At 71.5% G+C, this 12,779-nt stretch carries 8 protein-coding genes; 2 read left to right on the forward strand and 6 right to left on the reverse strand.

Annotated elements, in window-relative coordinates; all coding sequences use genetic code 11:
- Nucleotides 1-67: 67 nt before the first annotated feature.
- Nucleotides 68-1,294 carry an FAD-dependent monooxygenase gene (locus tag TCUR_RS07305; protein ID WP_012851849.1) on the reverse strand — a complete coding sequence of 409 codons (1,227 nt, stop codon included), beginning with the start codon at nt 1,292-1,294 and terminating at the stop codon, nt 68-70.
- A complete protein-coding gene (locus tag TCUR_RS07310; protein WP_012851850.1) occupies nt 1,291-1,887 on the reverse strand; it encodes a PadR family transcriptional regulator in 597 nt (198 codons plus the stop codon). The genes TCUR_RS07305 and TCUR_RS07310 overlap by 4 nt, the downstream gene beginning before the upstream one ends.
- A 229-nt stretch (nt 1,888-2,116) precedes the next feature.
- Between TCUR_RS07310 and fadD5 the strand changes: the two genes are divergently transcribed.
- Entirely contained in the window at nt 2,117-3,694 is a 1,578-nt protein-coding gene (gene fadD5 / locus TCUR_RS07315; protein ID WP_012851851.1) for a fatty-acid--CoA ligase FadD5, read from the forward strand.
- A 260-nt stretch (nt 3,695-3,954) separates the two neighbouring features.
- Nucleotides 3,955-4,188 (forward strand): EF-hand domain-containing protein, encoded by a 234-nt coding sequence (locus tag TCUR_RS07320; RefSeq protein ID WP_012851852.1) that lies wholly within the window; start codon nt 3,955-3,957, stop codon nt 4,186-4,188.
- Between the two features lie 416 nt (nt 4,189-4,604).
- Here TCUR_RS07320 and TCUR_RS07325 read toward each other — a convergent pair whose 3' ends face one another.
- The 4 genes from TCUR_RS07325 to TCUR_RS07340 are packed head-to-tail and all read right to left on the reverse strand — an operon-like array spanning nt 4,605 to nt 12,674.
- Nucleotides 4,605-5,810, reverse strand: coding sequence for a TIGR02679 family protein (locus TCUR_RS07325; protein WP_012851853.1), 1,206 nt, complete (start codon nt 5,808-5,810; stop codon nt 4,605-4,607).
- The gene (locus TCUR_RS07330; protein WP_012851854.1) at nt 5,810-9,910 is read right to left on the reverse strand and encodes a TIGR02680 family protein; all 4,101 of its coding nucleotides are present in this window, start codon (nt 9,908-9,910) and stop codon (nt 5,810-5,812) included. The genes TCUR_RS07325 and TCUR_RS07330 overlap by 1 nt, the downstream gene beginning before the upstream one ends.
- Nucleotides 9,907-11,103 (reverse strand): TIGR02678 family protein, encoded by a 1,197-nt coding sequence (locus TCUR_RS07335; RefSeq protein ID WP_012851855.1) that lies wholly within the window; start codon nt 11,101-11,103, stop codon nt 9,907-9,909. Before TCUR_RS07335 ends, TCUR_RS07330 begins: the two co-directional genes overlap by 4 nt.
- Entirely contained in the window at nt 11,100-12,674 is a 1,575-nt protein-coding gene (locus TCUR_RS07340) for a TIGR02677 family protein (RefSeq protein ID WP_425358354.1), read from the reverse strand. Before TCUR_RS07340 ends, TCUR_RS07335 begins: the two co-directional genes overlap by 4 nt.
- Nucleotides 12,675-12,779: the final 105 nt, after the last annotated feature.

Genomic DNA, 12,779 nt, shown 5'->3' on the forward strand with positions numbered 1-12,779 from the left:
CGCCGGATGAACGCACTGGATTCCCCGGGTGCGCCGCCGGCGCGAGGGGAGACTGCGCCGGTGAGCCCTAGATCCGGCCGCCGGCCGGTTGCAGGGCCGGGGCGGTCACCGGGGCGTCCCAGTCGATCCGGTAGCGCTGCTCGGCGCCGAGCATCCGCTCCGGCGTCAGGAACGTCCTGGTCAGGATCGGCATCATGAGCCGCATCGCGGTCTTGGCGAACGGTCCGAGCGCCTTGCTGTCGTTGGTCTTGGCGCCGCGGTCGATGACCTTTTCCACCCGGCGGCGGCGCAGGCGCTCGTAGGCGGCGAAGGCGGCGGCGGGATCGGGCAGGTCGCGCAGGCAGCGCGCCAGTTCCACCGCGCTCTCCAGCGCCATCGAGGCGCCCTGGCCGGAGCTGGAGGACGGGGCGTGGGCCGAGTCGCCCACCAGCACCATGCGGCCGCGATGCCAGCACGGCACCTTCGGCATGTTCTCCAGCGAGCCGAGCACCACGAGCTTTTCCGGGTCGGTGTGGTCGAGCACGTCGCGGGCGGGGGTGTCGTCGGCGTAGACCTCCTTCAACCGCCGCATCCACTCGGCCTTGGCGGTCTGCCGGGCCTGCCGTCCCGGCATCGGCCGGTCGTGCGGCACGTTGGCGAACCAGGCGGTGCGGCCGTCCGGCTGCACCCAGTACCCGAAGAAGCCCCGCCTGCCGAACACGAAGTACATCGCATCGGGCTCGGCCGGCACCGCGATGTCGGCGGCCGCGCCGAAGTTGAGCAGCTTGGCGCGTTCGGGCTCGGGGGCGTGCGGGTCGATCAAGCGGCGCACCGTGGAACGGATGCCGTCGGCGCCGATCAGCACCTCGGCGGTGGCGGTGGTTCCGTCGGCGAACTCGGCGGTGACGCCGCCCGGCTCCTCGTGGACGCGCACCAGGCGCTTGCCGTACTCGATCCGCACGCCCTGCCGTTCGGCCGTCTCGTGCAGGGCGCGGCACAGGTCGTCCCGCCACAGCCCCAGGCTCGGCGGCAGGCCCTCCAGGCCGGGCAGCTCGGCGAGCCTCCTGCCCCGCCCATCGGCCATGATCGACCGGTTCATCGGCTGGCCGACGCCGCGCACCGCCTCGGCCGCGCCGATGACCTCCAGGGCGGCGATGCCGTTCGGCGCGACCGCCAGCGTGACGCCCACCCCGTCGGCGGTGCTCGGGTACGCCTCGTACACCGTCGCCTCGATGCCCGCCTTCCGCAGCGCCATCGCCGTGGCCGGGCCGGCGATGCCGCCTCCGATGACCAGCGCGGTCTTTGCTGCCGTCATGGTCGGCTCCCGAATCTCTCTTCCCACTGCCGGACGTAGTCGGGCCGGGCCAGGTCCCGCCGAAGCTCGGTGACGAAGCGCATCTCGGCCTCCAGCAGGGCGAGCCGGTACTGCTCCTCCACCAGGAACACCCAGGCGACCCCCTGCTCGGTGGCGCCCCGGATGCGGGCGCGGGTCTCCTCGGCCTGGGCGCTCAAGGCCTCCAGCCGCTGGCCGAGCAGCTCCACGGTCTCCTCGGGACGCAGCACCACCAGCAGCGACAGCGCCACCCCGAACAGCGGGTACTCCTCCTGCGGCCGGGCCACCAGCTCACGCATCCAGTCGTGGAGCTCGGCCCGCCCCTGCGGGGTGATGGCGTAGATCGTGCGCTCGGGCCGCTGGGTGTCGCGGACGGTCTGCTGCTCGACGATGAACCCCGCCTTGGCCAGCTGCTTGACCACCATGTAGAGCGACCCCCGGTTGTAGGGGATGCTGCGGTCCTGGTCGCTCTCCTGCAGCCGCCGGCCCAGCTCATAGGGGTGCATCGGCTCCCACGTCAGCCAGGCGAGCACGGCCAGCGCCAACGGGTTGCTCACCTTGCGTCGCTTTGCCACCGATGCCTCCACCTCCAATAGTCAGGATCAACTATCAGACACCAAATAGTCAGTGTCAACTAATTTCCCTTCATGGTACCGCCCTCCGGCCGGGGAGCCCGGGTGTTCCCGCAGGTCCGGCGCGTCCGCGAGACCGCTCTTTGAGGCGCGGCGCCGCCCAGGGGGTCCAGTAATCCCTTACTGGCGGGCGCTGGATACTGTCCTGGTCGGTCTGGTGATGGGAGGAGACGTGGCGGCAGATCCGGTATCGGCCCCCTTGTCCTGGCGGCGGCAGCACTGGAACACGCACCTGGAACGGCATGCCTTCGCCGTCCCCGACCAGGCGGCGCTGCGCTTCGAGGGCCGCACGACGACCTGGCGGCAGCTGCGCGACCGGGTGCACCGCCTGGCGAACGCGCTGGCCCGCCGGGGAGTGGGCTTCGGCGACCGGGTGGCGCTGCTGACCGGCAACCGCCCGGAATTCATCGAGGCGATGCTGGCGGCCACCCGGCTCGGGGCGATCGCCGTCCCGGTCAACTTCCGGCTGACCGCCCCGGAGATCGCCTACGTCCTGGAGAACTCCGAAGCCAAGCTCATGGTCGCAGACGGCCTGGCCGACCGCCCCGCCCGCCAGGCCGTGGAGCAGATCGGCCACGACCTCACCGTGGTCACGGTATCCCCGTCCGAGCCCTGGCCGCAGGCCGAGGCGTACGAGGACCTGATCGCCGAGACCGGCCCCGACCACGACCCGGTGGACGTCCCCGAATCGTCCCCCGCCCTGATCATGTACACCTCCGGGACCACCGGCCGGCCCAAGGGCGCGGTGCTGTCCCACCAGAACCTGCACGCCCAGGCGCTGACGATCATCCGGGCGTTCGGCTGGGTGGACGACGGCGAGGTCAACCTGGTCGCCTCCCCGCTGTTCCACATCGGCGCGATCGGCTCGGTGGTGCCCGCCCTGCTGATCGGCGCGACCATCGTGATCGCCCCCACCCGCCCCTTCGACTCCGGGGAGATCCTCGACCTGCTGGAGGGGGAGAAGGTCACCACCGTCTTCCTCGTCCCCACCCAGTGGCAGGCGTTGTGCGACGACCCCAGCGTCCCCAAGCGCGACCTGAGCGCGCTGCGCGTGATGTCGTGGGGCGCCGCCCCCGCCAGCGACACGCTGCTGCGGCGCATGGCCGAAGTGTTCCCGCACGCCTCCAACGTCGCTTTGTTCGGCCAAACGGAGATGTCCCCGGTCACCTGCGTGCTGCAGGGCAAGGACGCGCTGCGCAAGCTCGGCTCGGTCGGCCGCCCGGTCCCCACCGTCGCCGCCCGCATCGTCGACTCCGACATGAACGACGTCCCGGTCGGCGAGGTCGGCGAGATCGTCTACCGGGGGCCGTCCCTGATGGAGGGCTACTGGCGCAACCCCGAGGCCACCGCCGAAGCCTTCCGCGGCGGCTGGTTCCACTCCGGCGACCTGGTGCGGGCCGACGAGGAAGGCTTCATCTACGTCGTCGACCGCGTCAAAGACATGATCATCTCGGGCGGGGAGAACATCTACTGCGCCGAGGTGGAGAACGTCCTGGCCGGCCATCCGGCCATCGCCGAGGTCAGCGTGGTCGGCCGCCCCCACCCCCACTGGGGCGAAACCCCGGTCGCCTTCGTCGTCCTGCGCGACCCGCAGACCACCTTGACCATCGAGGAACTCCGCGAGTGGGCCTCCGGCAAACTGGCCCGCTACAAGCTCCCCACCTCCCTGGAGATCATCGACGTCCTGCCGCGCAACGCCTCCGGCAAGGTCCTCAAGCCCGTCCTACGCGAACGCCTGACCAAGAGCTGACCCACCGGCGGCGGTCGGCCCCCACATCGAGACCGGCCGCCGCCGGAACCAGCGGGAAACCCAGCCATCAAGGCCCTGCCTTCCGCTGCCGGCACGCGTCGGCCGCCCCGTCAAGCGGGCCTTTCTCGCCTCCTCTTGCCGGGAGAACGGGACACCCGGACGCGACCTGAACCACACCGCTTCCCATCCAGAGCGGACCAAACCGCCTTTCCAGAGTGACTACGATCAGGGCCACGATCGCCTGCGCGAGGGGGAAAACCATGGCCGACCAGTACGAAGCGGTGTTCGCCCGCTACGACACCAACGGTGACGGGCAGCTCACCGTGGAGGAGGTGACCGCCGCGATCGCGAGCATGTTCTCGGCCTCCGAGGTCAACGACCTGTCCGGCATCGTCAAGGCCCTGTTCACCGAGTACGACACCGACGGCGACGGTCTGCTGTCGGTGTCCGAGTTCGTCCCCCTGGCCAAGAACCTCCCCGAACTCGGCTCCTAGGCCTGAAGCACCTGCGACCCGGCCCGGGCATGCAGGGTCATCCGGGCAACATGACGTCCCGGTGAGCGACACTCCGGCCAACGTGCACCGGTCGCTTCTACCACGTCGTTTCCGCAGGTCGGGCAGGGGACGTTTGGGGACGAGGCGGCGGCCGGTAAGGGCGCCGCAGCGGATGTCGCAAGGCTCCCGCCCCAGACTCCAAGACCACGTGGCGGAAGCGCTCTGAAAATGCTTCAGCCCTGGCGGGAGGCGGTATGGCACGGTTCCTCATCCACCTCATGGAAAGCCTCCGTGAGTGAAACCACGCGAGTGTTCGCGGGCGAAGCCTGCCGGGCCGGGGAGCTTTGCGGCGGTGCCCGGGATACAGGCTTCCCTCTCCCGTCCACGGGGCTTGAGGGGCGCCTTGGGGCAGCCGCTCAAGCCGTCAAGTCGGTGAGGAGGGCGGGGATGAGGCGTTCCTCCATGACGGCACGGCCGGTTTCGTGCATGCGGGTCGCCAGGGACGGGTCCCACGGGCTGGAGGAGGGGGTACCTCGTAGCGGCTCGGAGTCTCCGGCTGCCAGGGCGGAGTTGTAATCGGCGGTGCTCATCCGCCAGGGGACGGCGCCGTAGCGGTCGAGAGCCATGGCGGTGGTGCGCAGACCGGTCCAGTCGAAGTCGCCGCGCCAGTGGACGGGGCGCCCGGCGCAGTGGCTCAGCAGTCGGTGACAAGCGGCGGACGGGATGCCCTCGGTGCAGATGAGGGCCGCATCGGTGGGAACGGTGACCGTGGCGCGGAGCACGGAGGGGTTCTCGCATACCCATACCGCGGGGGACGTCACCGTGATCGGCATGGTGATGAGCTGGTGGAGGGTGATGCGGAAGGGGACGCGGGCCGCGGCGGCCCCGGTCAACCACTCGCCCAGGGGAGAACCAGTGGCGGTCAGGCCGAGGACCAGCACCTGGCTGGCCAGGTCGTCCACGACCACCCCGGCGGTCTCCCACAGCTCGCGTTCCGCCAGGCGGGTACGGGGGACGGGGAGCGCCGTCCGCAGGGCCAGAGCACGCAGCACCAGCCCGGCCAGCGGTCCCCGCGATAGGGCCTTGGTGTCGCCGGTGGCGCGTTCGGCCAGCACCGGCAGTGGCAGAGTGTCGGCCGGCAGCAGGTCCAATACGGCCGCGGCCCGGCCGAGCAGATCGTCTTCGCCGCGGCCGAGCAGCCTGGTGAGGGTGCCGTCGGTGGCGATGCCCTCCAGCCACTCCTGGAACCACGGCTCACCTGCATGCCGGCTCCGCCGGGCCCGGGTCAGCGCGGCCCGGCGGCGGGCGCTCTCGGCGGCCTGCCGTTCGGCGCGGGGGACGACCGGGCCGGCGACCGCTTCGACAGCGCTGCGCAGGTCGTCGGCCAGTCCGGCTCGGCGCAGCGCCTCCTCCAACGCCTCCAACGGCACCGACAGCGAAGAGCCCCGGCCGGGGCGGCGTCCCAGCAGCCGGGCGACGGCGGTCCGCTCGGCCTCGGAGGGACGCTCCAGCCGCACCGGCCCGGTGAGGGGACGGCCGTGCTCCAACCGCTGGACGAGCCGTTCGACCAGGCGTTTCAGAGCGGGATCGCCCAGCACCCGCCGCAGCCTTTGCCCATCCATCAAAACAGCGCCTGTTCGTCGGACGGAACGGAGGCCGGGGGACGGGCCGCATAGTCGCGTTCGACCATGGTGCGGCTGCTTCCGTCCCACTCCCAGGTCGTGACGTGCACGGCGTCGATGCCGTCACGGCGGACCAGGTGGTGGGTGGCGATGCCGGGGACGGTGGAGTAAAAACCCCACTCCCGTTCGCTGGTCATCACCACGTCCAGATCGAAGGCCGCCAGCAGGCCCAGGCATTTGCGGCGCGCGTCATCGTCCACGCCCGCGAACGCCTCGTCCAACATGACCAGCCGGGGCGCGTCCGGATGCGCGGAGCGGTAGTGGGCGGAGGCGGCGGCGAACAGCGGCAGCGACACCGCCAGCACCCGTTCCCCGCCGGAGGCCGGCCCGGACGCCGGACGCCATCGGTCATCGGAGCGGCGGTCGATGAAGAAACGGTGCCAGGACCGGTAGTCCAGCGCCTCCCGGAGATGGTCGTGCCAGGTGCCCTGCTCGTTGCGGGAGCGCACCGCCTCGATCTGGGCCTGCAGGAATTCGCTGACCGCCGTGCGGTCCTCCTCCGACCACAGGTCGCCGCTCTGGCGCAGCAGCCGGCGGCGGGCCTCGGCCAGCCCGGTCGGCCCGTCCCGGCGCGGCTCCCAGCGCAGTCGCAGCCGCATCCCGGTGCTGGTGGGACGCTCCTCCAGCTCGGCGTTCATCCGCTCGACCTGGGCCTCGGCGTCGCCGATCAGCTCCTGCAGATGACTGGCCACCTCGTTGACCAGGTGCTCTTCCAGGAGCTCCCGTTCCCGGGCGGTCAGTATCCGCTCCTGGTAGGCGATCGCCCCCTCCAGGAGGTTCAGCAGCTCAACGGGGGAGCGGTCGCGTCCAGAGAAGTGGACGGTGACGACGAGCCAGTCCCCGTGCTCGGCCTGGACGCGGTGGCCATGCCGGGTGAGGGCGGCGGAGAGATTCTGAAGGCCTGTGGCGGTGCGGTCTTGGAGGCTCCGCCAGGACTCGTCGTCGATCGGGACGTCGCGTTGCAGTGCTTGCTCGGTCTGCCGGGCGATGCGGAGGGCGGTGGTGGGCGCCCACGGCTGCTCCGGCAGTTTCAGGTCGGACAGAGCCACTTCCAGCAGACCGGTACGGGCGAAACGCTGGAACTCGGTCACCGCCTCGTCCCGCCGCTCGGCCTCCTTTTTCAGGTTTTCTTCGAGCAGCGCCTTGCGGGCCTCGGCTTGGGCCTGCTGCTTGGCGGCCTCGCGCAGCGCTTCCTCTGCCCTTGGGATGTGGGATTCCAGCTCCTTGATGCGGGTTCGGGTCTGCGTGAGCCGCCGGTTCAGCTCCTCCACGGTGACCTGCAGGGAGCTGCGCAGCGTGTCGCGGCGGAGGACCGCCTCGGCGGCCTCACGTTCGGCTCTGGCGACCTCCTCCAGGGCGGTCGTGTGGGCTTGGCGGGCCTCCTCCAGATCCTCTGCCCAGTTGGCCAGCTCCGCCACCTGCTTGACGTGCACCCATAGCGCGCCCAGTAGCCGCTCCACGGCCGGGGTATAGGCCTTCACCGCCTCGGCCAGCTTGCGCAGCTCCTCAAGTGAGGTGGGAACGCGCACGTCGGCGGCGGCTTCGTCACGGGACTGCGCGGCCTGCGCAGCCGCGTGCTCGGCGGCCCGAACCACTTGCCGCTGCTTTTCCACCTTCTCTGCGGCACGCCGCAGAGCCCTGCGCGCCTCTCGCCATGCGCTGTGGGCGTTCCGCAGCTCTTGGTCGGACGGCCTGTCCTGCAGCTCGGCGGTGAGCCTGGCTTGCCGCTGCTTGACGGCCTCGATCGCCGTGGTGGCCGCGGTGATCCGCTGCTTCTCCCGATCGATGAGGAGGTCCAGCTCGGCCAGGCGCCGTCGCCGCGCCTCCTCCCGGGCGGCGTACCCGATGAACTCGGCGGCGGGCTTGGACCAGGCCCCGTGCAGCGGCCCCAGCCGCCACCTTCCGTCGGCGGCCACCCACACGTCCGGGTGCGTCGGCCCGGCCAAGCCGATCGAGCGCAGCACCGCCTCCACAACATCGGACGACAGGGCGGCGGCCTGGGGGTCGTCGGGGTCGATGGCCGGGCGCAACACCCCGGTGAGGTCGCCGGTCTCCACGGGTTTCCCCGCCACCAGGACGGTGTCGTGAGTGGCGGGGTCGAGCAGCCGTCCCTCAGGGGTGATCCAGGCGTCGAGCAACCCAGAGGCCTGCAGCGCGGCCTCCAACCCGGCGCGCTCGGCCTCGGCGAGGTCGTCGTGGAAGTCCACGACCCGCCACAGCGGCGCACCGGGCCGGTCATCCCGCACACCCTCCCCGCGGGTGAGCGGGACCGGCGGCCGCTGCACCTCCCCGCGGCGCAGTACGTCCTGTTCCGCGGTGAGACGCTCAAGTTCCTCCCGGCTCGCTTGCAGTGCGGCCCCGGCCTCCGCCCGCTGCCGGGCCAGCTCCCGCTCCGCCGCCGCGGCGGCCTGCCGCAGCGCGCCCTCGGCCGGGTTGTCTCCCTCCAACGTCTCGGCCCACCAGGCCAGGTCCACATCCTCCGGGTGGGGGACGGTCAGCTCGGTGACCCGGGCGGCATACGACCGCCACGCGGCGACCAGCGCGGACGCCGCCTCGGAGACCGCGGCATGGGCCTGGGCGACCTCATCGGCGGCGATGTCGTGTTCGTGCTCCCGCTCGCCCAGGGCGCTGCGGGCCGCCACCAGCCGTTCGTACTGCTTTTCTGCCTGCTCGGCCAGCACGGTGACGTGAGCGACGGCTCGAGCCCGCCGTTCGGCCGCCGTCTGGGCGGCCCGACGGGCCCGGCGCAGCAGCGGCTCGATCTCCTCCTCCGGTGGGCCGTCCGGCAGCGCGAGCGCTGCTCGCACCTGGGCGTCGTCGGCCTCCAGCCCGGCACTCCGGGCGGCGTCGGTGAGCAGCTCGCCCGCTTCCTGCACTTCGACGCGGGTCTGCGCAGCCGCCCGAGTGGCGGTCTGGTGCCTGCGCTGGAGTTTGCCGTACTGGCGGGCGGCCGTCTCGGCGTGCCTGCGGGCGCGCTCAGCGGCCTGCTCGGCCTGCTCGGCTCGCTGTTCGGCCTCGTTGAGGTCCCTCAGCCTCGGGTCGCCGGTCAGCTCGTCGCGGACGGCCTTCTGCTCCTCCAGCTCACGTTTGGCGGCCTCCACCTGAGTCTGCAGCTCTTCTTCCCGCCGCCTGGCCTGCTCCGCCTCGGTGCGGGTGGCGGCCAGGCCGCGGCCGACCTCCTCGTGCTCGGACGCCGCCCGGCGCACTTTCCCCGCCTGGCGGCGGGCCGCCGCCGCGGCGTAGCGGCGATAGGGCTTCAGGAAGTGGGAGAGGTGCGTCCGGGCGTCCCGCAGTCCCGCCAGCTCCTCACGCTGCTGCTCCAGCTCGTGGAAGGCGGCGGCCACATCGCTGATCACCGCCTGGTCCACCGGAGGCAATGCCTGTGACAGGGCCTGTGACAGCTTCTCCTCGTCCGGTTTCTTCGACAGTTGCGGCTGGCGCAGTTGCAGCAGCAGGCTGATGAGCGCCTGATACCGGTCCGCTCCCAGGTGGAAGAGGCGCTCGTCGATGGTCCGCCGGTACTGCTCGGCCTTCCGGGTGACCTGCCCGTGCGTGCCGATCTCCTCGGCGAGGCGTTCGAAGGGGAGCGTGGTGTCGTTCGGGCCGATCAGGAACAGGTCCCGGCCGATCCGCTGAGAGGTGGTGAAGAACCACCGGTCGGCGATGCCGCGTCCGGTGACGGCCTTCATCCCGCAGCCGATCGTGAAGTACTCCCGCCGGCCCTCTTCGGTGCGGCGTCCGAACTCCAGCCAGGTGTACCCGAGCCGTTCGTCATAGCGACCGCCCAGCAGCAGGTTCCACTCCATCTTCTTGCCGCGGTCACCGTCGGGCTCGACCCGGCTGGCGGTCAGCTCACCGTCCAGCAGGAACGGCAGGGTGAGCGCCAGCACCTTGGACTTGCCGGTGCCGTTGTTGCCGCGCAGCAGCATCCGCCCGTCGCGGAACCAGAACTCCTGGTAGTCGTAGTAGAACAGGTCCACCAGCCCGCAGCGCAGCGGCTGCCAGCGCCGACGTTCCGCCTCCGGCAACGGGGAGGTCATGCGTCCTTCTTTCCGACGATGGTGGGCTCGGCGTAGCGGTAGCGGGCGATGGCCGGCAGCGCCGTCACCTGCTCACCGGACATCCGGACCAGCCCGAGCGCGGTGAGCCGGTGCAGGGCCCGCGCGGTCAACTCCCGCTCGGCGCCCGGCTCGGCGGCGGTCTTGCGCCAGTGCGTCCGATGGCGCTGCGCCATCGCGGCGAGGTGTCGGTGCAGCTCATCCAGCGGGACGGGACGGCCCTCCGCCGGCGCGGCGGCCAGGTACTCGGCGACCAGCAGTGTGGCATGGCCGTCGGTGCCCTCCTCGGGCATGGCCAGGTCGGTGGCCTCACCCGTGGGGTCCACCAAAGCGATGCCCTCGGCCCGCACCTCGGGGACCAGCCCGGTCGCCTGCTGGATGCGCCGCAGCAGCGGGCCGCGCTGGCGGTCCAGGTAGGTGCGCTCCTCCTCGGTCAGGTCCGCGTAGTACACCACCGGGTCGTCCAGCAGCCGCCGGGTGACGGCGTGCCGGAGGACGCGGTTACGGCCGTCTTCGGTGTCCGGTTGCACGTCCTCGGTGATGGCCCGCAGCCGGTCGGCGAAGCCGGCGCCCGCCACGGTGGACGGGCCGCGGCGCGCGATCAGCAGCGCCGACAGCACCCGCCGGTCCACGTCATAGAGCGCGTCGCCACTGCCGGCGACGAATGCCTGCTCATCCCCGGCCACCTGGGCCAGCACCCCGATCTCCAGCAGCAGCCGGGCGACCGTGACCAGGTCGGACCGTTCCTCCGCGCTCTCCAGGGTGAAAGTGACGCCCGCCTCGGTGAGCTGCGGGTCGGTGGCAAGGCGCAGGATGCGTTCGGCGAGCCGGCCAAGGGTGATCTGGGACTCGGCGCGTTCCAGCACCGCCAAGGCCAGGCAGGTGAGCACATAGCGGCGGCGGCTGAAGCGGGTTTTGACGGCTGCGCCGCGGGTCCCGTCGTCGTGGCCGGCCGGGGTCTTACGGAGCCGCGCCACACCCGAGTCCATCTGAAGCGACCAGCCGGCCTCCCGGGCGAACCAGTCCGCCAGCCACGCCGCATGCCTGCGGACCAGCGCGAAGAGCGCCGGGTCGGGGCGGGCCGGGGTCAGCAGTGGATGCCGCAGCAGTGCCCGCGCCGCCCGCTGCCGCTCCTCCTCCTGCTGGGAGTCCAGCACATCGGCGAGCACGGTCATGACGCGGCCGCCCGGTTGATGATGGTCAACTCATGATCGGGCCCGTACATGGTGCCGTCCTCGGTGGCGATGGCCGCGGTGCGCCCGCCGCCGACCGGGCGGAGCACCAGCTCCAGGGCGCCGTCGGCGGTCTGGGTGCGGATGACGCCGTCGGCGCCGGGTGGACCCGCCGACAGCGCCTCTCCCAGCAACCGCAAAAACAGCCCGAACTCCTCCCGGTCCAGCGCGCCGAGCTCGCTGAGCAGCACCGGACGCCCGGTCGCCAGGCGGCGGCGCGCCGCCTCGGCCTGGGCTCGTTCGGCGGCCAGCTGCCGGGCCAGGTATGCCTTCTCGATCGACCGGTCCCGAACCCTGGCCGCCCGGCCGCGCCGCTGGTAGTGGCCGGTGGCCCGCAGCCGTGGCGCGATCTCCACGGGTGGGGCGTCCGCCCAGCGGGTGGCGGCCGGGACCGACTCGGCGTCGCTTGGCGCGGTGTGGTGGCGAGCCGGGCTCAGCCCGAACGCCGCCCGCCACAGCCGGTGCGCGTCCTCCTCGGTGGGCGCCTGGGCGAACCACCGGGCCAGCTCCCGGAAGTCGGCCGAACGGTCACTGCGCCCGGCGCGCCGCTCGACCAGCACCCCAACGGCGGCCAGCAGATCGAGGATCGCCTGCCGGGTCCGCTGCCGCAGCAGCGCGGCCTGGCTGGGATGGGCGCGATCGCCGAGGAACCACGAACGCAGCCCCGTCCAGCGCTCCTGCCACTGCCGCAGCTTGTCGGCGGCGGGGTCGGCGGATGGGTCATCGTCGGCGCCGGGCGCCACGTCGGCCGCCTCCCGCTCGGCGGCCAGCCGCAGCAACGCCGTCACGTCCGTGAGCTCCCGCAGCGTGGCGGCGATGTCGTGCGCCTTGACCACCAACTCGGAGACGAACCGTTCCAGGTAGGTGATCAGCCGGTCCTTGTAGGCCAGAAAGGCCTCTTCGTCGATGTCCTGCAGGTCGATCGTGCGTTGCAGGCTCCCCATGAACGCGCTCGCGTTGGCCGCCAGACTGTCGAGCCGACCGGAGATCTCCAACAGCAGGCTGTGCACGATCGCCGGATCCGGATCGGACCGCTCGGCCAGCTCACGCAGCGACCGCAGCCTCACCCGCAGATCCTCCAGCGCCACCGCCTGCAGCTCACCACGCCTGCCGATCTCTTTCTCGTAGACCTCCAGAGCCCGCTCCGCGGCCTCACCTTCCCGGCTGAGCTGGTACAGATACCGGGCCCGGTAGAAGTCCTCCACCGTGGTCACCCGCCCGGTGTCCGGATCTGCCCGCAGGTTCCCCCACTCCGCCAGCCGTGCCAACGCGTCACCAATGGCCTCCGCGCTCACCGGAGGGCCGCCGTCTTGGCGCAGTGCTTCAACGACGTCTTCAGGTCGCAGATGCACAACGAACCTGCGCTTGTTGTCCATGAAGGCTCGCATCACCCGCCGGTAGAGCGGAGCGGACGGGGAGTCCAGATGCGCAAACGGCCGCGGCCCCTGCCCCTTCATCACACCCCTTGGTCCGGCACTGTCACGGTAAGTATGACGCCATTGGCGCTGCGGCATGACCTGAACACCGTTTTTGTGTGTTCACCTCCAAGTCGCGACACTCCGGCTCTCTTTTCGGTCTTCACAAAACCTTCGAAGAAGGCTGGATATAATAAGGTGTGA

Origin of the sequence: Thermomonospora curvata DSM 43183 (assembly GCF_000024385.1) — a bacterium.
Lineage (GTDB): Bacteria > Actinomycetota > Actinomycetes > Streptosporangiales > Streptosporangiaceae > Thermomonospora > Thermomonospora curvata.